The sequence below is a fragment of the Hwangdonia sp. genome (genome assembly GCF_048381975.1).
Classification (GTDB): domain Bacteria; phylum Bacteroidota; class Bacteroidia; order Flavobacteriales; family Flavobacteriaceae; genus Hwangdonia; species Hwangdonia seohaensis.
Window position 1 is genome coordinate 84,227 of the sequence record NZ_JBLWYT010000007.1, and the last position, 21,910, is coordinate 106,136.

A 21,910-nucleotide genomic window follows, 5' to 3' on the forward strand; every position below is an offset into this window, starting at 1 on the left:
ATAACCTATGAGTAAAGATTGCAACCATAACAACATCCTTTTAAAGCGAAACGGAACCAGCCAGAGCCAAAGGCATATTAATGCGCTCAGTCCGGACTCCGCAAAGCTTCACGATCTCAGCATCGAGGATTGGATGGCGTTTGCTCATGCGTTTGCAGAACACGTTAATTATTTTGATACCGAAACCCATACCACGGATGGAAATTGGCAGCGATTCTTTGTTGAGAAAGAGGCTATTCAAAATCTTTTGCTCGACACCGAAACGAACAAAGATTTAAATCCGCATCTCACATTATTCGTTTGCTTTTTAAGACTGATTGAATTAAGCCAAGACCGATTAAATAACCTCTCTAAACGGCATTTGGATTTTTATTATAAAGAAGTCCTTAAACTCAGTAATAAAGAGGCTGTGCCCGATAAAGTACACCTGCTTTTTGAATTGGCTAAAAATGCTTCGGATGTTAGGGTTAAAGAAGGCATTGCAACCGATGCCGGAAAAGACGCCAATGGTAACAAAAGAATTTATAAAACCCAAAACGAACTCATTGTTAACAGCGCTAAAGTAACCGCGTTAAAAAACGTATTACATAAAAAAGGTACGGGTGTAAAATATTCCGAAATCGCCAATTCCTTTGATGGATTGGGAGGCGATTTTCCGGACGATAATATAAAATGGTGGCCATTCGGTCATCCTAATTTTAAAGATTCAGAGGGTATTCCCAACCTCCCCAATGCAAAACTGGGTTTTGCCATGGCATCGCCCATATTGCTTTTAAAAGAAGGTATTCGAACCATTACCTTCAGCATAACTTTCGGTTCTAAATTGCCATCAACGCCATCAAATAAAATACCGGATAATGTTTTTGATGTGTTGCTAAGCGGTGAAAAAGAATGGATTTCGGCTCAAATAAACACGGTTACTTCTTCCGTAGTAAACAATACATTAAAATTGGTTGTTGAAATTCCGGAAGCAACCGATCCCATTGTGCCTTATGATAAAACCGTTCTGCTGGAAAATTTTACTTCCACAAACCCCATAGCGCGTTTTTTATTTAAAACCGGCGATGATGATTTGGGCTATAATTTTTATGAGTTTTTAAGTGGTGCCATTGTAACATCAATTAAAATAGATGTGGACGTTAAAAACATGCAGGATGTTCTGCTTGAAAACGATTTGGGCCGATTGGATGTATCCAAACCTTTTTTTCCGTTTGGGCCGCAACCCGTAAGGGATTCCAAATTTTATATTGGCTGTCAGGAAGCATTGAACAAGCCGTGGACAGAGGTTAAGGTAAACCTACAATGGAAGGACACTCCGTTTTACGAAAACGCTTCTGAAAACGACCATTTTAGAGAGCATTATTTGGCGTATCGAAAAAGTCATCTACAAAATCTATCAAAGGATAGTTACAAGCTTGATACCAATCCGCCAGAAGATCCTGTTGATGATAGCGACTTAATTGTCCCGGATTCAAACGTCTTTAAAATTGATTTAGAAGTGCTTGCGGATAAGAATTGGGAACCAAAGATAACTGGCGGCGCATTATTTAACCAAAACGAAAGCGGCAGCTACAGTTCTAATTTTACAATTTCGAATACACAGAATGCCAGTGCAAGTTCTAGGGTTCCAAAAACTTCTTCAAAGTCAAAAAAAACAAGTGGAGGCAGTTTTATGGAACGTATTGCTGGATTCAACAAATTGCGAAACAATACTATTTATAACGATGTTTTAAAGGTTTACAACAATTCATTTTTCGATTTTAGGGATGCCATTTCCGAAGGTGTATCAGGACTTTTTGATAACCCGATCCAACAGGAAAATTTTTCTTCAAATGCCAAAAAAGGATTTATTAGAATATCGTTATTGCAATCTTTTCTGCACGATTTCTTTCCAAGGATTTACGCCGTGGCCCTCTCTAAAGATAGTGAAACGGCGTTAATTCCCAACGAACCCTACACTCCATTGGCCGAAAACATGAGCGTTGATTACAAGGCATCGGTTACCAAAACCTTTAATTTGTCAGCATCTTCCGATAGCTTAAAACAAAACCTGACCAATTATTTAGATGAGTCTTTGGAGCTGTTCCACGAGCATCCGTTTGGGCAGTCTGAACAGCATACCTATTTAAAATCCAAGCACGAATTTTTAGGCACAAAAACACAATGCACGCTAGTTCCTAAATGTGAAAAAGGCGAATTATTCATAGGTCTTGAAAATGCAGAACAGCTCCAGCAAATATCATTTTTGATTCAGGTGTTGGAAGGTAGTGAGAATCCCGAATACGAAGGCGATCAAACCTATCAAGGCAATGAAAAGTTAGCCTGGTACATTTTAAGTGAAGACGAATGGAAACCGCTAAACAATGATTTTATCGTTTTTAACAACACCGATAATTTCCTGAAATCCGGTATCGTAAAAGTAGCCATTCCAAAAGAGGCCACGAGTAACAATAACAGGATTCCGGGAGATTTATTTTGGTTTAAAGTCACCAATATAAAAGCTTTTGATGCGGTTTGCCAAATGGTAAGCATCCATACCCAGGCCGAAATCGCAGAGTTTTACAATAATGGCAACGAACTTTCGCATCTCGAAAACGGCTTGCCCGAAAAAACCATTTCGAAATTAGTTGAACGAATAGCCACTTTAAAAGGCGTAACACAGCCTTACAGTTCGTTTGGTGGTGTGCCAAAAGAAACCGACGCCCAGTTTTATCGGCGTGTTAGCGAACGTTTGCGCCACAAACAAAGAGCCATAACCATATGGGATTACGAGCAATTGATCCTTCAGCAATTTCCGAAAATTTATAAGGTGAATTGCTTAAAACACACCTTTGGCGACTCTGAGTTGGCACCCGGATTTGTAACCGTAATCGTGGTTCCCAACATCATCAACCAAAATATTTTTGATGTTTATAAACCGCGAATAAGTAAGGCAAAGCGTAACGAAATACAAGATTTTATCAATGCCATTAACACTTTGCATGTTGATGCTTTGGTTGAAAATCCCATGTACCAAGAAGTTAAAATCGCATTGAAAGTAAAATTTCATGAAGGAAAAGATGAAAATTTTTATAAAAAACAACTGCAAAAAGATATTTCGAAATTCTTGGCGCCATGGGCTTACGAGGAAACAGCCGAAATCAATTTTGGCTTAACACTGCACGAAAGCGTGGTGATTTATTACATCGAACAATTGGATTATGTCGATTATATAAAAGATTTCGAATTGCTTGAAGAAACCAATAAAACCGACAACAGGGGCGAGGTGATATTCAGCCCAGTGCGTGCCGTAGTGCCCGCTAACCAAAAGGTGATTTTAACCTCTGTGAAATATGAAAATCATCGTGTTGAAACCATAAGTACTAACGAATGTGTAACGACCTAAAGTATTGATTGAATGAACGAATCTGTTACCATACCAAAGCAAGTAATTACCAAAAACGATTTGGATTTTGGCTTTCTGCGCGAACTTGGACTTAAGCACCTCGAAAGTTTAGGAAGCAAAATTTGGACCGACTACAACACCCATGACCCTGGGATTACCATCATGGAAATGCTCTGTTATGCCATTACCGATTTGTCTCAACGCATCGATATGCCCATTGAAAACCTGTTGGCATCAGAAACCGATAACTTTAAAAAGATGCATCAGCAGTTTTTGTCGGCTGTAAATATTTTGCCATCAAAACCCGTGTCGGCGTTGGATTATCGCAAGCTATTCGTTCATATAAAAGAAGTGAAAAACGCTTGGATTGTTAAGCACGAACAACAGGTTTATTTGAATTGCGAAAACCATCAGATGGCTTATAACGCTTTTAAGGTTGAAGATGAAAATCAGAAAAACTTCACTTTAAAAGGCTTAAACGATATTTATATCGATTTTGAAGATGAGGTTGAAGACAAAGATGCGGTATTCAAAAAAGTAAAAAAACTGTATCATAAAAACAGAAATCTTTGTGAAGATTTAGTAAACGTATGCGAAATACCAGAGCAACACATATCGGTTTGCGCCTATTTGGACATTAGTCCGGATGCCGACGAGGAGCGCATTCAAGCCTTGATAATTAAGGCTATTGGGCATTATTTGGCGCCGTCCGTTTCGTTTTATTCACTCAAACAAATGTATGATAAAGGTTATACAACCGATCAAATATTTGAAGGGCCCGTACCTTTTGAAAAAGGCTGTATCGAGCCCGAGGATTTTCAAGGCGGATTTATTGATACCGAAGAACTTCGCAATGCATCTTTAAGAAAGGAAATTCGGCTTTCGGATATCATCCAAATCATTATGGGTATTGCGGGGGTTGTAACCATTAAAGATATCTCCATAAAAACCTGCGATGATGACGAAGCCAATAAAGATGCTTGGATAATCTGTGTGAAAGAGAACCACAAACCCGTGTTATGTTGGGATGAAGAGGATGAGGACTGTAAGGATTGCGGTAACAGTATTTTTAATTTCAGTAAAGGGTTTTTGCCCATTGGCGTGAACAAAAAGCGGGTAAAAACCATTCTCGAAACGTTAAATAATGAGGAACAAAAACAACTCGAAAATATTAAAACCGAAGATGTCGTTTTTCCGGTGGGCGAATTTTCAAGTGCCGATGCCTATACGAGCATCCAAAAGGATTTTCCGGAAACCTACGGCATTTCTCCAAATGGTTTGCAAGCCAATGCCGATAAACAGCGCAAAGCCAAAGCGAAACAACTAAAAGCATATTTGTTGTTTTTCGACCAAATTTTGGCCAATTATTTTGCGCATCTTTCAAAAGTAAAAGATTTATTGGCGGTTGATGAGAGCCTAAAAGCACTGTACGGCGTTAATGCGATTTCAGAACTTTCAGAGGCCAATAAGCAAACTTATTTCTCGCAAACGGTTACCGATATTCCTGAAATTGACGAATTGGTTGACTCAGTGAATTACAACGCTAATTTGGTTAATATCTTCAACAATTTAAAAAACGATACGACCAATTCCGCCGAAAACACATTTTACGAACGCCGAAACCAATTATTGGATCATTTAATCGCCCGATTTGCCGAACGGTTTAGCGACTATGCCTTTATTATGAAAATGATTTATGGCGATGCCAATGCGAAATACGAAATTTTAAAGGCAAAAACCCGGTTTGTTGAAGATTACAAAACCATAAGTTGCGAGCGCGGTATCGGTTTTAATTACTGCAATCCCGAGGTTTGGGATACCGAAAATGTCTCAGGCGTACAAAAGCGAATCGCTAGACTTATTGGCGTTTCGGATTATAGTCGCAGAAATCTTTTGGGCGATGCCATTGAAATTTATGATGAAAAAGATAAAACTGAAGACAACCTTACCGAATACCGATGGCGGATAAAAAATGGTGATGATATTCTGCTCTCGTCAAGCAAGCATTACCACAGACTTAGTGAAGCTTTAAAAGAACTCTTTTTGGCTTTTGAACTTGCAAAAAGTGCCGAACATTATGAGTTGAAAAACACGAAAACAGGCCGCACGTATTTTAATATCATCAATCCCAAAATAACAGATAAGCAGAGTGAAGATTACATTGTCGCCCGTCGCATAGCATATACGGCAACCCAAGAGAAATCTGAGCAAAAGCGCGACGAAATTATCGCCTATTTAAAAGATTTAAGCGCTTACGAAGAAGGCATGTATTTGGTAGAGCACGTATTGTTACGGCCAGATACCTACAATGCCACCAACGCCGATAAAAAACGAAGAACACCAAAAACCGAAATTCCGGATGCGCCAGCAGAAACCTTTATGCCCTCATGTTTGGACGGCGATTGCGAGAGCTGCGGACCAACAGATCCGTATTCGTTTAGGGTTTCGGTCATATTACCGGGTTGGACCACGCGATTTTCAAACAAGGATTTTAGAAATTATGCAGAAAAAATAATTCGCGAAGAAATACCAGCGCACGTATTGGCGCGTATCTGTTGGATTGGTCATGTAAAAGGCGTAAAACCAGACGCTGAAAACGACATGCTTCAAATGCAACTTAAATACCGCTTGTTTTTGGAGCAGTTACAAATTAAATGCGCAAACCATCCTTTGAGTAAAGCAGAAATCACAAATTATAGAGCTGTTTTAAGCGATTTTATTCCAACGTTAAATGGTATTCACACGATTTATGATTCTGGAAATCTACACGATTGCGATAACGACGCTACCGAAACAAAAGGTAATAAAATAATATTAGGAAGAACAAATATTGGCAACCTCTAAATAACAATATCATGGCAACAACAAAATTAGATAAAGAGATAAAAGACCCAGCATACAGAAGATTTGTACCCGACCAAGTGCTAACGGCATCGCAGCTTAACGATGTAATCGATCATTTTGAATGTCAGGACCGTTTTACGCGTATTTGCCTTAGCGGTGTTGGTATTGTTTGCGGATTGAACGTGAGTTACACAAAAAACACATCGATTAAAGTTAGCAAAGGTTGTGCGGTAACCACCGATGGCGATTTGGTGCCGTTTCCCGGGGCCACTTTCACGCACGCCAAAATATTTGATGATGTCGAGGCTAAATACGGTCATTTTAATGGTGTTAATTTAATGGAGTTGTTTACAAAAGCGGCAGATGAAAGTAATGCAAAACCCTTAAACACTATCGCCAATTTAGAGGATATGGTTGTGGTGCTGTATTTGGAATATTTCTGTAAAGAAGAAACCCCGTGCACATCAACCGATTGTGACACCCAAGGTGAAGGGCAAACCGCAAAAGTCAGAGTGCTTTTAATTGAAAAAGAAGATGCCAAACGCATTAGCAACAAAGACAACGACCCCATTTTTGATGCGCATAATAACACAAAAAAGCTTGTTGATTTGCCAAATGTCCATCTTAAAAAGGTAGTTTTAAAAAACACGTATATAACACGGAATCGGGTGCAGGTTATAGAGCAAAACTCCAATACGGCCAGTTATTTCAGGCTAAAGGATAGCTACCGAAAAGCCATGCAAGACACTGCAGTTATTGCCAATCTTAAAAGCGGCATCGATAAACTGTTTACCGATTTTAAGGTGCTTTTGGATACCGATTCGGTGGGTACCAAAGCCAGTATCATCAACACAAAAATAACGTCGCTTTTTAAATTATCGTCCAGAAATTTGCCTTTGGATATTCAATACCGTTACGATTTGCTTAAGGATTTGATTGATACTTACAACGAAATAAAATGCCTTCTTTTTGATTTAAGAGTGGTTTGCTGTCCGGAAATTAGCTCGTTTCCAAAGCATGTTTTATTGGGCGAATTGGAGCCGGTTGAAGCGTATGTTCAATGCCGACACAAATTTTATCCGTCGCCAATAATTCCGCACGGCAAGGAAAAATTCGAAAAAATAAGAACCCTGATTTTAAGGATTCATTTTATGCTGAATGAATACAACATCCCGAGTTCTTCAGCAACAATAAAAGTAACACCATCAAAAAAACCATCGGACGAACTCGGTAAAAGAGCGCTTCCGTATTATTACAAAACATCGTTGAATCTGATTAAAAATTGGGATTACGATAAAACCAAAAAACATAAGTCTGATGAAAATCTAGGTTATCAATCCGCTAATTTATCAGAAAGCGATGCCATTCAAAACCCTTTAGATTACGACCTCGATGACCATGATTTTTACAGAATTGAAGGTCATTTAGGTAAAGATTACCGCGATGCCATAAAAGATTTGGATACTTTAAAAACCGAAAAAGGATTGGCTTTTGATATTAAGGTGCTAAGCATCGACGAAACTATTGAAAACATCAATCCAAACGATTACGAGTGCGAATTTGAAGATATTAATGCCGTGTTAAAAGCGTGGCGCGCGGAGCAAAATTGCTTAAATGCCGGGGTTTCCAAATTCTTTTCGGGCTTTAGTTTAAAGCAACAAGGCGAACATAAATTTTACAAACTCTCCAAGCAAAGTAGGGTAGTTTCGAGAGATTCGGCATCAACCGATGCAGCTTCATCAGGTCGTACTGCAACCGGAACTGTTTCCAATATTTCAACGGCATCCATTAAACCAACTTTCTCAGGGTCTACACGCTCTTTTTTGGCCTCAGGCACAGGGTTTACTGGATTTGGAGCCATTGATACCAAAGCTATTCTTGGTAGTTTTAAAGCCTTTCCCGGATTGAAACTTTATAATTTGGATACCGTAGTTTTGGATAATTTGGAAAAAGACGAGGATGTTTTGGGGAGTATTGTTGATAAGGCGATGCGCGAAAAACCAGAAGGTTCGGCTGAGGATATTGTAAATCTGGTTAAAACCAAAATTGATGAAGACGAAACTATCGCCACTTGGGATGCAGATATTAAAAAAGTGAATTTGCACCACGCCGCAGAAATATTGGCTTCTACTAAAATAGCGTCTCGTTTTATCCCGAACGACATTACCGAAATCGATCCCGATAGAGTTGATAAATACAACACCACCATTAAAGACCTTTGTGCCCGAGTAGAGCGGTTTAAGAAAAACATGACCTCGCTGTTGTATAAACCCGAAACCACATATAGAAGGTTTGGACACGAGCAACAGTACGCGTTGCTGCTCAACCAATTGTCGGTTAATTGCTGTTCGGCCGCGAAAATGAAATCGCTTTTAGCCGAAATTGAAATCCGTAAAAAGAAAATCTTGGAGCAAAAACTGCTTTCAAAATTCGTTGAAAAACATTCGGGATTAGAGCACAAAGCGGGCGTAAAACCGGGAGGCACTTTTGTTATGGTTTATAAAGGTGGCATACCAAAAAGAAGTCCTATTTTTCCTTTTAATCCGTCGTTTGGCAATGTGCTAAGCGATGCCGTGATAAACCCCAATATTGGTGCCATAAGAAACCCTGCTATAAATATATTACCGATTAGAAATCTTGAAAATCCAGTTATAAAAGACAGCCTAACCAGAAATTTCGATTTTACAAATATTAACCCGAGAATAACCGATAGATTGGATTTAGGTAACCTCATAAACCCCAATATTCTGGATACTTTATCGGATAGATTTATTTTACCGCCCATTTCCAATATCTCTGAAAATACGGTCGTGGCAGATTTTACGCTGCCCTATATCTGTTGTTCAGATTGTTCCCCGGTGGCTTTTATAGTTCCAAAAACACCGATTTCATTGAGGTTGCCGGTAGATTTTGTTTGCTTAGGCGAGGACACCGAAAAAATTGCCTTCGAGGTATCGCCATCTGATGGCGTTGTTACTGCCGATGTGGCTTCGGGCCTTAATGGCGGCGTTATACAAGAAGATGGCAAGTATTTGTTTGATGCCAGTGCCGTTAGCGAATCGTTACACGGTACCGAAATTAAATTTAAGGTTAACGACCAATTTACAGATGCTCGGATTACGGTATTTAAAAAACCAAACTTCGATTTTGTTGCTTCTGAGCCCGTGTTCTTTAAAGAGAATACCATTGCCAGGGTAAACTTTAATGTGAAAGACGATGAATTACCAGACAATGTAATATTCGAATGGAATTTTGGCGATGATTCCTTGCCAGATAATATCAATGAAGAAAACCCTAAACACGTTTATCAATTAAACCTTGGAGATGATGGCAGCCAAACATTTAAGGTTACATTAAGAGTAACCAACGGCCGATGCAGTCACACCGTAGAACACGATGTGACCATTGCACCGGTGATTTTTGAATTGAATATTGCCAATGAAGTATGCTTAACAGGTGGTGAAAATAGCGATACCCAAATACCGTTTGAAATTTCACCGGAAGATGCCACTGTAAAATTGGCAAAGCCTGTTGAAAGGGTGACCATAAAAGAAAACAATCTCATTTTCCAGACTGGGTTTAAGGCATTTAACAGACCTATTAGATTTACGGTTAACGGACAAGCTGTTAGCGCCGAATGTATAGCGCGAATTAATCCCCAAGTACGAATTATTTTGCCTCCTGCTGAAAAACTGGTAATTAATGCGGCTTCAGATAGAATTGATGTGCCTTTTAGAATGCACAATGTAAACGAGTTTAGTGAAGATACACAAGCTTATGAATGGACTTTTGGCGATGGCGGAACAAGCACACTTAAAAACCCAAGACATGTTTATCGAGCGCCCAGAAATGCCGAAAACGGACAGGTTTTATCATTCGATGTTGGCCTGAAAATAAGCAGCAAAGCTTGTGGCTCCAAGACCTTTAAAACAACGGTAAAAATCCGTGTGCGACGCTTAATTTAATTTAAAATGAAGGAAGCAACACATATTATTAACAAGGTTTTTCTTGAGGTCAATACCAACTCTAGCAAAAAGGCCTTTGCCCTAAAGGATAATCTTGGGGTGTTTTTAAGGCATCAATTGTTTCCTATGATTGAACGTTATTTTGAAACTAAAAACACCGTTTTATCTGGTTCGACATTGCGATTCAATAAAATTGAAATTGAAATAAATCAAACGGATGTTGAAAATTTAAACAGTCTTAAAAACAACATTTTCAATACATTCAAAGAAAAGATTGATTCCGAAATTAAAAACGCATCAAATTACACCGAGGACCAAAATAAATTGGTGTTACTATCTAAAAACAAGAGTAAACAGGATGCTTTTATATATTTTCTGCAAACAGGAGAAAAACCGTGGTGGCAAATAAACACATCGACCTTATTTGACGAAGCAGGTATAAAAAGCATCATTAGTGACGAAGGGTTTTCTGCAAGATTCATAAAAGCTTTAGCCCATCAAAAAGCAAGACAACGACTCGTAAACCAGTTTAACGACAGCATTTTAACACTGCTTTTAGCTACGCCCAATTCTATAAAAACAACAGTTAACCGCAAGATATTTAGTATCTTACAGAGTGACAAGCAATTGCGACATACCTTTTGGATGGCAATCATGAAGGCTTACCGATATAAAGATACCAGTGAGGTTAAAATTATGGTAAAACAACTAACAGTATTTAAAACCATCAATTTAAAGCAGATTGAAGCATTAGAAAACTTTGCGAGTGGCTTGGTAAATAAGCCTTTAAATAAGAAAAAAGAAATTGAGCCTACAAAGGAAAAAGCCCTGTTTTTAAAAACAAATATAACCGAAGAAAAAGAGGACAACGAACAAGAAGAAGAAGTAGCTGCAACAACTGAAAAAAGCCTATACATAAACAACGCCGGATTGGTGCTTATGCATCCTTTTTTAAAACAGCTTTTTATTAATGCAAAATTGGCAGATTCTAAAGGCAACTTGATAGATTCGAAAAAAGAAAAGGCCATTCATTTGCTGCATTATCTGAGTACCAAACAAGAGCATCAGTTAGAAAGCGAACTAGTATTGGAGAAATTTTTATGCGGATATCCTATAAACCAAACAATGCAACGTTTTATAGCATTGCCACAAGATTTTAAACTCATGGCAGAAGAGGTGTTGCAATCTGCCGTAACACATTGGAAAGCACTAAAAAACACATCGCCAGATGGTTTACGAACTGGGTTTTTACAGCGCGAAGGCAAATTAATAGTTGAAAATAAAAACTGCAAAATTATTGTGGAGCGTAAAGCACAAGATATTCTTTTGGATAAAATTCCGTGGAATATCCACCTTATAAAATTGCCTTGGCTTGAACATTTAATATTTGTAGAATGGTAATAACTGACGACTTATGAAAATTTTTAGACGTTATAAAGAACGAGCAACCGACACACCACAAACACCGTTTATTCAGCCCAAATTGAATATTGGTAAACCCGGTGATAAATTTGAAGTTGAAGCAGATGCTATGGCCGATAAAGTGGTAAATAACAAAAATTCGGGAGACACCGTTCAAAAAGCAGAAGGCACAGAAGAAGAGTTACAGCAAAAACCATTGGCGGCATCAATTTCGCCTTTGGTACAAAAGCAATCTGAAACTTCGGAAGAAGAAAACGTACAAGCCAAATGTACCGATTGCGAACAGGAAGAAAAGGTGCAACGCGTGGAGGAAGAGGAAGAAAGTTTACAAATGAAAACTGAATCATCCAACAGCGCCCCAACAAATATTGAATCCTCATTAAAAAGCTCGAAAGGAAGCGGACAAAGGCTTTCGCAACCAATTAAACAATCAATGGAAACCGGTTTTGGCGCCGATTTCAGTCATGTAAATATCCACACGGACAATCATGCCGTTCAAATGAGCAAACAAATTAATGCGCAGGCCTTTACCCATGGCAACGATATTTATTTTAATAACGGGAAGTACAACCCATCATCACGGTCAGGTAAACATTTATTAGCGCACGAGCTAACGCACACCATTCAGCAAAAAGGGATGGTGCGTAAAAAAATACAAAAACTTTCTTACGGAAGTGGCAGTGCGCCACATAGCGATTACAGTGTGGTTCCTAACAAAGAAAAGGGGAGAATTGACAAGGCCATGGGCATAGTAAAAAAAATTGCTGATAATCCAAAAGGTTTTCCTGTGTGCCACAATTTTTTTAAAGATAATACCCCGAGCGGTACTTCAAAAACGCTTAAAGAAGTTTATGACAGAGTGAATGTTTGGTTCGATAAAGACAACACCGTTTATGGTTCGAGTATAGTTCCAAACGATTTGGCTTACACCTCCGAAACATGGCGTTGGGGCAGATGGTCTCTTGCGGGTATGTTTATCCACGAAATGATGCACCTCGCCGGACAAGATAACGAAGCCACCAACGATTTGGCTACCAAAAAATGCAGGCTTCCCGACATTCAGGAATTTAAAGATAAAAGAAAATAAATCAGAAATACAGCTTAACAAAAAAACTATGGAAAAACTATTCGAAAACCTGTTTATATACGAAATCGTTCTGCTGTTTTTAGGCGTCTTTCTGTTTATGATTTTATGCGGATCGTTGGTCTATTCCATAGCCAAAAAGCAAGATATCAAGAAGTTTTTGTATTTTTTTATTATTCCAATCATAATGATAGCATATCCCAGTATTCAAGAAATTCAAATTGAAAAGGATAAGCTGGCCATCGTAAAGTATCAGGATAAAGTTAAAAACGATCCCGATGACGAGGATGCAAAAGAAAAACTTGCAAAAGTCACTGATAAATTAGAAAAAAGAGCGTCAACTCCTGCGGATTTGGCGGTAATCAGTAAATCGTATCTCCTTCTTGAAAAACCCGAAAAAGCTATTTCATTTGCTGATAAAGCGATTTCCGCCGATACAAGAACATTGGATATTAAACCGCCACCAGATAAAACGCCTCCAACCGATTTAGATAGAAATTATGCCGTTGAAAATAGAGTTGATGAATTGAAAGGCATCAAAGAATTGGCCGATATTCAAAAAGACATAAAATCAGATTCTACGGTTTTAAAAGATAGCTTACTGCTTAAAGCTCGAATTCAAAATGTTAAAACAACCAACCCTAAAATTCAGCAATATTTCAATAAAAAATATGTACAAAGAAAATTATCAACTATTAACAAAAATTAATTCATTATGAAAACACTCAAAAAAACTTTTATCGCCTTTATGGCAGTAACCCTGGTAAGTTGCACAAGTCTTTACGATCATTTTACTTATACCGAAACCATTAAAACCAAACTGGACGCCATTAGTCTTATCGATAAAAGCGATGCGCCCTATAGCGATTCGGAGGTACAGATAACAGACCTAAAAAACCAAATGAAAAAAATGGTTATTTACGAAAAAGGCAAAGATAAAAACCAACTTACCACAAAAATGTGGGAGCTTATAAGTAGCGATAAACATTTAATGGGAAGCTATCTTAAGCTTTGGGAAGAAAAAGGGTCGCTCAATACCGCATTTAAAGAACAAGCAAAACCCCAAATTGAAGAAGCTTTTAATTTGATGATTTTCTATGAAGAAAAGAAAGACAAACAAAGCCAGAACGCGTTAACTCAATTTATCAACCAATTTAATTTGTAATATCATGGATTTTGAAAAACTATTAAAAGAGCTAAAAGAAGAAATTGTTGCCGATGCCAAAGATAAATTTGGAGAAGAAGGCAAGCTTATTGTTAGCGATATGAAAGATTATCTTAAAACTTCAGAAGAAAAACTAAAAAAGTGGGCAGGCCTTTTTATTGCCGGTGCCATTGATAAAGACGAGTTGGAGTGGTTGCTAAAAAGCCAAAAAGATTTGTTGGTAATGAAAGCACTTGTAAAAGCTGGAGTTAACAAAATAAAAGCGGGACACTATAAAAACAGGGTCATTAATATTGTATTAAATAAGCTTGTGGGACTCGTCGTTTTGTAAAAACATAACTATGTTTAGGTCGGCAATATTAGATAGGGCATATGCCAAACCAGGCAAATCATCTCCATTTCTACGGGAATCGGAGCATGAGGCTTTTATACAGCCCAAACTTAAAGTCGAAAAGCCCAATGATAAATATGATGTGGGCGCGGATGCGATTGCCGATAATTCTGTGCAAAGGGCAGAAGAGGAAGAGGTCTTGCAGACAAAATCAGAAAGAAGTACAAAGGGACACCCTCATATCGAAAAAACCTTGAACAGTTCAAAAGGAGGTGGAAACCCTTTATCCAATTCCGTTAAATCTGAAATGGAAACCGGTTTTGGGACCGATTTCGGTAAGGTGAACATCCATACAGATGCTAAGGCCATACAGATGAACAAACAGCTTAATGCACAGGCCTTTACCCATGGTAACGATATTTATTTCAATCAAGGGAAGTACAATCCTTTCTCATCACAAGGCAAACATTTATTGGCCCATGAGTTAACGCATACGGTACAGCAGGGAGCCGTTAACACCAGTGTACAGCGCAAACTCACCGTGGAGGACGAATACCCACAGGGCCATATAACAGAAGTAGGCGAACGATCGGGGGCTGGGAAATTGATAGGTGAAGACCCTTCCAATGCACTTTCCAACCAAGACCGACTTGATTTGGTTAAAACGCAATTGGGCAAATTAACACCACATTTTGAGGTAAAGGGCTCGGGAGAAGTGCGTCCCACTTCAGAAAAGATAAAATCGGAAAACGAATTGGCCAAAGATGCAAAAGCCACCGCTTCGTGTTGCCTTAATGTATTGACAAGAAAAAAGTCAACAAATGATTGGCAGATATTGATAACCGACCATTTATTTCCTCATACAGATGATAGCAGGCATAAAATAATCATCAATTCCAACAAAAGCCCTTTTGAACTGGGTTTCCACAATAAAGCTGGAGAAAAGGTTTCTTATGAGAGCCACCCAGAACGTGTTCTGGGGCACGAATTGTGTGGTCATGCAGCCATGCAAGAAATAGATGCCCATGCCGAAGGAAAGCGTGCCGTAACGAATGTACATGATTCTACAATTAATATTGAAAACGAGATAGCAAAAGAGAGCCTTGGTTTAACGGACGAAAAACTTCAGAGAGGCCATGCAGGAGACGGGCCACATAAAGGGGAATCCTTTGGTCATTCACAAGTTATCGATTTCGAATTCAACAAATCGGAAATCGATAAAAAAGGAAAGGAAAAGTTGAAGCTTATCTCAGACATGGTAAGGATTTTTGACCTTTTCGTCGAGATTCGAGGACATTCGGATAATGCGGGCACTGAAAAGGCTAAGCAAGATATTAGTGATGCCAGGTCTTTTAGGGTTCTTAAATTTTTAACGGATTTAGGTGTTTCCGATAATGCTTCGGTAAATGTCGGTGCACCAGGGGAAAATAAAGTAATTAAGGTCAAGCGGTTTTTACGCAAAGGCATGTCGGACAAAGAACCTCGAAAAGAGGATGGTGCCGTTGTCGAACAGAAAGATTTAAGACGGGTAGATGTAATTGTTGCGTCTTTTCCGGCTGGACTTTCCGAAATTCGTGCTGATATTCCTAAAAGCCAAAAAGTAGAATTGGCTAAATTCGATGACGTAAAAGAACCGCCCAAGGTTAAAGACCTCAGAAAAGGAACCCCCTGTGAACAATTATTGATGGAAAAAGCTTTCCCAAAACCTTAAATTAATGTTTACTGCAAAACAACATAATGGGCCACAAAAAACCTCAGGCACACTTTTTGCAACTGCGGACAATTCCTTTATACAGCCAAAACTTAATATTGGTAAACCCAACGACAAGTACGAAAAAGAAGCCGACCAAGTTGCAGATAAAGTGGTTGCCAAAACCAGTATGTATGGTAAGTCTCCGTTTTTTTCTCCATTAACGACTATTCAAAAGAAGGACATCCAAAAACAAGAAGACACCGAAAGTATTCAAGAGAAACCTATTGCAGAAACCATAACTCCAGTGGTTCAGTTAGAGACCGCCGAAGAAGAGGAGACCATTCAAGAAAAATGCCACAACTGCGAAGACAATGATACCATTCAGAAAGCAGAAAACGAAGAGGAAGAAAACGTACAAGCCAAGGCTGAAAAACGAACCAATTCCTTTGCAAATCTAGGAAGCCGAATCCAACAAAACCGAGGAAAGGGCCAGCCGCTTGCTAAACCTATTTTGACCAAAATGCAACAGGGTTTTGGGGCAGACTTTAGCGACGTTAAAATCCATACGGATTCGCAATCGGTAGCCATGAATCGTGATTTAGGCGCTAGGGCATTTACCAACAAAAATGATATCTTTTTTAACGAAGGCGAATTCAATCCGCAATCAAAAGACGGACAAACATTATTGGCCCATGAGTTAACGCATACCATTCAACAAGGGGCTTCCACACGCATGAAGCCTGATGTTCAAAAGAGTGAAGGTGTGGTTGATATGGCAGAATTGATTAAGCAAATAATTCTCAGTAATCAAGAACAAAAAGACGCATTCGACCCCACAAAAGCTAACGAAACTCGGAAAGATGCCGCTGAAAAAGGAATTGAAGCGGAAGAACTGGCGAATTCTAAAATACCTGAAGTTGAGCCTTCGGAACCCGATTTACCAGAAACCGATGTGGACACCGAAACCCCAAGAGTTGCAATACCCATCCCTAAAGAGCCGGATGTTGTGGTGCCATCATCTCAAAAAAAACAAGAAACATCTTCACCGTCAGAAAATATACCAAAAGAATCCGTTACCGCTACCGAGTCAACGAAAGCTTCTTCAAATGATGCCGCTAACAAAGCATCAGATGTAAACCCCGTTGTTTCTACACCAGCACCAATTAACAATTCAAATAATCAAAATGAAGAAGGTGGCGAAACCTTAAAATACTTAGAGAAAGAAAGTGCAGGCGTGTGTGCAAAAGGTGCTGAAAAAGCACAAAAATTAGCGGATAATGAATCGGCGCATGATACTGCTAAAGACAAAGCGGATCAAACCAAGGTTGCGGTGGTACCACCCGAAAACGAAGGACAATCAAGAGGGAACGCAGACCAGGTTAAAACACTTGAAAAGGCTCAAGCTCCTAAGTCTAACGACCAGATTATTAAACGAGAAATGGACAAAGCCATCTCTGATGCTGTGCCTAAAAAAATAAAAGAACTCAATGAGTTTGAATCGGAGAAAAGAGCGCAAGTCATAGGCAATAAAGTTTTGGCGAGCACAGCAAAACAGGTTGGTGAAGTTAAGGGCACTTATAATGAAATAGAAAATAAAGCCGATGCCCAAGAAAGTGATACCCCTGTAGTTTTACCAAATATCGAACAATCACCAAACACCCCTACGCTAAACCTAGGCAAGGGAGCTGTTCCGTCGGTGCCTCAGGAACAAACCGATTTGTCCAATTTTGAAGAAGAAGCCGATGGTATTTATGAAAAAGAAGGCATTTCGCAGGAGATGCAAGCTGAATTTGAAAATGTAGATAGTGGTGATATTGCTGAGGCGAACAAAGAGAAAAGCGTATTGAAAGACAAGGTAGCCGATGCGCCTTCGAGCTTACAAAATTTTGCAACACAAAAGCAAAACAAGGTTGAAACCGAGCTTCAGGCTGAAGAAGCAGTGGTTAAATCTTCAATGACAGATAAAAGGCATAAAGAATTGCAAAACGCTAAATCCAAACAGGTTAAATCCAAAACCGATATGGAGAAAAAACGTGAAGCCGTAACCAAATGGATAAACGACAGATATACAAGAGCAAAGGATTTTGTTGCCGATAAACTGAGTAAACTCGAAACACAAGCGCTAACCAAATTTGATGCCGGCCAAAAATTACATGCCATACAATTTGAACAAAATGTGAAGCGTCGAGTAAATGCCTGGAAATCCGATCGCTATTCCGGGTTTTGGGGCGGTGCAAAATGGCTAAAGGATAAAATTGTGGGCATCGATCATTTTCCGGAGATCAAAGCAATTTTCACCACAGAACGTGCCACTTTTGTTAAAGCCATTGATCTTTTGATTTTGAATATCAATCAAGAAAACGAAAAAACAATTCAGTTTTGCAAAGACGAAATTTCCAATGCCAAAACCAGCATTCAAGAATTTATCGATAAACTCGGTCCCGAACTTATTGATGTTGGTGACAAGGCGCAGGAAGAGACAACAAAAAAACTTGCAGAACTTGATAATCACATAGAAAAAGAGAAGAAAAAACTACAACAAAAATTATGTGATAAAAAGGACGAAGCCATAAAAGCCATTGATAAGAAGATTGAAGAGATGAAAGCGGATATGAGCGGATTGGTGGGTAAATTAGGAGCCTTACTACTTTATGCCGCCAAAAAGTTCTTTAAATGGGCCATTTCAAAAATTGGTGGAAGTGCCGATAAGATCATTTCGGTATTGGATAAGGGCGCTATTGTTCTTAAAAAACTATTTACAGACCCCATTGGTTTCTTCAAGAATTTAGTAAAAGCTGTAGGAGGTGGTATAAAAGGCTTCGTTAAAAACATTGTCTCCTGGCTTAAAAAAGGCTTGGTAAGTTGGCTCATGGGGCAAATGGGCGATAGTGGTTTAGAATTGCCCAAAAAGTTTGATATGAAAGGCATTGTATTTCTGGGGCTTCAGGTAGCGGGCCTTACATGGAATGTTATTCGCGCTCGCATCGTTAAGTCCCTTGGGCCAAAAGGAGAAAAAATCATGTCGGCCGCAGAAAAAACGGTAGATGTTATAAAACGTGTTATTACCGAAGGGCCCATAGCACTTTGGAATATCATTATGGAAAAGGCCGGTGAGATTAAAACCAAGGTTATGGAAGGCATTCGCAATTGGTCTATTACTCAAATCATAAAGAAAATGTCTTTTAAATTACTGAGTATGCTCAATCCCGCAGGAGCCATTGTGCAGGCCATAGTTTTGCTTTACGATGTGGTTATGTTTTTTATTGAAAACTGGAACCGTATTGTAGATTTTGTAAAATCTGTATTTGATTCCATAGGAGAAATTGCGAATGGCGCCTTAGGTAAAGCTTCTCAGTTTATAGAGAATACACTTGGCAAAACAGTACCTATTATATTGTCGTTTGCCGCACGATTTGTTGGGCTTTCGGGCATTGGAAAAGCCATACGTAAAGTTATTGAGACCATCCAAAAACCTTTTAAAAAGATTTTGGACAAGATGATTAAGTTTTTGGTTAAACAAGTTAAAAAGCTATTTAAGTCTGGAAAAGCCAAGGTTAAGGGAGCTGTGGCGGCGGTTTTTCAATGGTGGAAAAAGAAAAAGAAGTTCACTAACAAAGGAAAGGAAGAACATGAGTTAAGTTTTAGAGGAACTGGCTCTAAAGCTAAATTATTCATTGCAAGCGACAATCCACAGGATGTGATACAATATATTGAACAACAAAAAAAGAATCCTAATGCGGATAAGGACACATTGAAAACTGCCAAGAAAATCCTAAACAAAAAATTATACGTGAATATAAAGGGATCGAAAAAATCATCGAGTGAAAAGGCAGAAAAGAAGAAAATGAAGGAGGTAACCAATTCTTTGAACGATATCAGTGAAGCATTAAGCAAATTAGCAGGAAATCCATCGAAACCCGATAATGCCAACTATAATTATTCGGGCGACAAACCTACTAAAGTGTCGGTTGATAAGCTTCATAACAATTCCAAAAACAAAAATGGGACAAAGCCAAAAACGAGCAAGAATTCTGGAACAACTGGTTGGAAAGAGATAAAAGAAGGAGGGTTGTCGAAAATATCTGATAAATGGGTGCAAATGCACTTAATAAACATGAAGTTCGGCGGGCCAGGGGAACCAAAAAATCTCGTGCCAGGGCCAAATAGTATCAATAAAGGAGCCAAACAAGAGCGATTCGATTCATCCGTCAAAAAGCTCCTTCAATCTGGTGGAAAAACTACAGATAGTGTGGTGTGGATAAATGCTGACTTATCTTATCGTAATGGTACTGTCGCTGACAACAACGGTAATCAGATAGACCTATCAAAGTTTGGAGATAAATTAAAATTGGAAGCTGGCTTGCATGTGCCTGAAGGCAACAATTGGGATAAAAAATCATCAAGTAAAATAAAAACTAACATAACTATCCCAGAGCCTGATTTCAAGAAAAAAGATAAAATCTCGTTGAATAATTCCACTGGAACTAATATGAAAAATTCTGGCATTTCACTTTTTAATAGTTCTAAAACCAGTTATGCCAGTTCATTTATTAGTTTCATAAAGAGAGAAAGACCTTTTAATAAATGGAAAGATTTTATTGATAAGTTGATGGTATTTGCCAGAAAATCATCTTCTAATGTGCCACTTACAGATGTCAATAGTATTTATAATATATTAAAAAACAATAAAGGGGTGAAGCTTAAATGAACAATCGAAAAAAAATAAAAGAAAAGTTATTGAAAAACTTACTTACAGATTTCGATAGTATGGGTATATCGATAATACCTCCTGACAGTAAAGTTGCTGTTAAAAAATTAGAGAAGAGGATTTTGGGCTCATTGAATGAAACCTTAAAAGAATTTTATTCTCAATGTGATGGCTATATGTTGAACTGGCAAGGAAAATTGGATGGCTTTAAAATTAAAGGACAGACATCGATAAGACCTGTTTCTATTTTAGATAACTTGAGTATTGGTAACAACAAAGTTCTGTCGTTCTCAAACCTTGAACATGTTCCGAATTTTTCGATTGATTCGTTGATGATTTTCGACATAATAGACAATTTGGGCAATTACGTATTGCTGCGAATTGACGTTGACAATTCCTCATTGTACTTATATACATACGGTAAGAAACTGAATAAAATGGATTTAACAATTGCCGAGTATTTATTAAAAGCTGAGGATTATTTTGGAACAGAATTATGGCAACAGTTCTATATTGAAAAGGCTGATAATATTTCAAATTACTATTGCATTTATAAAAACAACATAACTTTTTATCAACATTTATTAGAGCCAAATGAATTTAAACATGTTAAAGATTCAGTAAAAAATATTTTAGAGAAGTTTAATATTTCAAACATCAATTTCAACTATAAAAATGCAATTAATGATAAACTGGAAGCACTAAAAAAGCAAAGCACATTTTATTTATCTGAATTTAATTTGGGAACCAATGTCAGTGCCAATAGTTTAATGAAAGCCCAAGAATCGATTTGTCAAGCCCTCCCACAGCCAATGATAGATTTTTATGCCCAAATCAATGGGCTAGAAATAGAATGGGAGATAAACAACATTTCTGGAAATTTGAATTATCTATGCTTGGAAGAAATTTATGGAGGAAATGAATGGTATAATGAAAATGATTGGAACAAAACCAATTATCATAATGCTATTATCTGGATAGGTGAAGACCCTAATGACGAATTTTATCAAATCTCGAGAGAGCTTCGACCTTTAGAAATATTCAGTGGAGATTCAAGCTATGTTGGATTCAGGTTTAGTGACGCAAATATTTTTGAGATTTATTATGCATTCAATAGAGATGAGTTAATAAAGCTGCCAATTTCAATAGAAAAATATCTTTACTTAAATATTCGTTTGTTCGGACTTGAAGGTTGGCAAGAATATTATCGCTCAGGAAAACATGCTAAAATAGGTGAGGACTATTTAATAGACCATATTAATACAATCTTTCCTGATTTTAAGATTGAGGAATTTCATTAATATGACATTAAT

General features: G+C 38.2%; 11 protein-coding genes. All 11 read left to right on the forward strand.

Features of this window, described 5'->3' with window-relative positions:
• The first annotated feature begins 7 nt into the window (after positions 1-7).
• From ACN5J7_RS12960 to ACN5J7_RS13010, 11 genes are read left to right on the forward strand one after another with little or no spacing between them, the layout of a single operon-like run.
• Positions 8-3,385 carry a baseplate J/gp47 family protein gene (locus tag ACN5J7_RS12960; RefSeq protein ID WP_418604235.1) on the forward strand — a complete coding sequence of 1,126 codons (3,378 nt, stop codon included), beginning with the start codon at positions 8-10 and terminating at the stop codon, positions 3,383-3,385.
• A gap of 12 nt (positions 3,386-3,397) precedes the next feature.
• Positions 3,398-6,229 (forward strand): hypothetical protein, encoded by a 2,832-nt coding sequence (locus tag ACN5J7_RS12965; protein WP_418604236.1) that lies wholly within the window; start codon positions 3,398-3,400, stop codon positions 6,227-6,229.
• 11 nt (positions 6,230-6,240) lie between these two features.
• Positions 6,241-10,194: a PKD domain-containing protein gene (locus ACN5J7_RS12970; RefSeq protein WP_418604237.1), complete on the forward strand. Its 3,954-nt coding sequence runs from the start codon at positions 6,241-6,243 to the stop codon at positions 10,192-10,194.
• 6 nt (positions 10,195-10,200) lie between these two features.
• Positions 10,201-11,595, forward strand: a complete 1,395-nt coding sequence (locus ACN5J7_RS12975; RefSeq protein ID WP_418604238.1) for a contractile injection system tape measure protein — start codon at positions 10,201-10,203, stop codon at positions 11,593-11,595.
• Positions 11,596-11,608: 13 nt separating this feature from the next.
• Positions 11,609-12,703, forward strand: a complete 1,095-nt coding sequence (locus tag ACN5J7_RS12980; protein WP_418604239.1) for a DUF4157 domain-containing protein — start codon at positions 11,609-11,611, stop codon at positions 12,701-12,703.
• Positions 12,704-12,731: 28 nt separating this feature from the next.
• Positions 12,732-13,409, forward strand: coding sequence for a hypothetical protein (locus ACN5J7_RS12985; protein WP_418604240.1), 678 nt, complete (start codon positions 12,732-12,734; stop codon positions 13,407-13,409).
• A 6-nt stretch (positions 13,410-13,415) separates the two neighbouring features.
• On the forward strand, positions 13,416-13,865 hold the full coding sequence (locus ACN5J7_RS12990) for a hypothetical protein (RefSeq protein ID WP_311942470.1): 450 nt from the start codon (positions 13,416-13,418) through the stop codon (positions 13,863-13,865).
• A 4-nt stretch (positions 13,866-13,869) separates the two neighbouring features.
• A complete protein-coding gene (locus ACN5J7_RS12995; RefSeq protein WP_311942473.1) occupies positions 13,870-14,196 on the forward strand; it encodes a hypothetical protein in 327 nt (108 codons plus the stop codon).
• A 10-nt stretch (positions 14,197-14,206) separates the two neighbouring features.
• Positions 14,207-15,907: an eCIS core domain-containing protein gene (locus ACN5J7_RS13000; protein WP_418604241.1), complete on the forward strand. Its 1,701-nt coding sequence runs from the start codon at positions 14,207-14,209 to the stop codon at positions 15,905-15,907.
• 4 nt (positions 15,908-15,911) lie between these two features.
• Positions 15,912-20,597 (forward strand): eCIS core domain-containing protein, encoded by a 4,686-nt coding sequence (locus ACN5J7_RS13005; RefSeq protein ID WP_418604242.1) that lies wholly within the window; start codon positions 15,912-15,914, stop codon positions 20,595-20,597.
• Positions 20,594-21,898 (forward strand): hypothetical protein, encoded by a 1,305-nt coding sequence (locus tag ACN5J7_RS13010; protein ID WP_418604243.1) that lies wholly within the window; start codon positions 20,594-20,596, stop codon positions 21,896-21,898. Before ACN5J7_RS13005 ends, ACN5J7_RS13010 begins: the two co-directional genes overlap by 4 nt.
• Positions 21,899-21,910: the final 12 nt, after the last annotated feature.

What these genes read in the sequence shown, in the direction of transcription:
- ACN5J7_RS12960 (WP_418604235.1), top strand. Translation starts at nt 8, where the DNA reads ATGAGTAAAGATTGCAACCATAACAACATCCTTTTAAAGCGAAACGGA.
- ACN5J7_RS12965 (WP_418604236.1), top strand. Translation starts at nt 3,398, where the DNA reads ATGAACGAATCTGTTACCATACCAAAGCAAGTAATTACCAAAAACGAT.
- ACN5J7_RS12970 (WP_418604237.1), top strand. Translation starts at nt 6,241, where the DNA reads ATGGCAACAACAAAATTAGATAAAGAGATAAAAGACCCAGCATACAGA.
- ACN5J7_RS12975 (WP_418604238.1), top strand. Translation starts at nt 10,201, where the DNA reads ATGAAGGAAGCAACACATATTATTAACAAGGTTTTTCTTGAGGTCAAT.
- ACN5J7_RS12980 (WP_418604239.1), top strand. Translation starts at nt 11,609, where the DNA reads ATGAAAATTTTTAGACGTTATAAAGAACGAGCAACCGACACACCACAA.
- ACN5J7_RS12985 (WP_418604240.1), top strand. Translation starts at nt 12,732, where the DNA reads ATGGAAAAACTATTCGAAAACCTGTTTATATACGAAATCGTTCTGCTG.
- ACN5J7_RS12990 (WP_311942470.1), top strand. Translation starts at nt 13,416, where the DNA reads ATGAAAACACTCAAAAAAACTTTTATCGCCTTTATGGCAGTAACCCTG.
- ACN5J7_RS12995 (WP_311942473.1), top strand. Translation starts at nt 13,870, where the DNA reads ATGGATTTTGAAAAACTATTAAAAGAGCTAAAAGAAGAAATTGTTGCC.
- ACN5J7_RS13000 (WP_418604241.1), top strand. Translation starts at nt 14,207, where the DNA reads ATGTTTAGGTCGGCAATATTAGATAGGGCATATGCCAAACCAGGCAAA.
- ACN5J7_RS13005 (WP_418604242.1), top strand. Translation starts at nt 15,912, where the DNA reads ATGTTTACTGCAAAACAACATAATGGGCCACAAAAAACCTCAGGCACA.
- ACN5J7_RS13010 (WP_418604243.1), top strand. Translation starts at nt 20,594, where the DNA reads ATGAACAATCGAAAAAAAATAAAAGAAAAGTTATTGAAAAACTTACTT.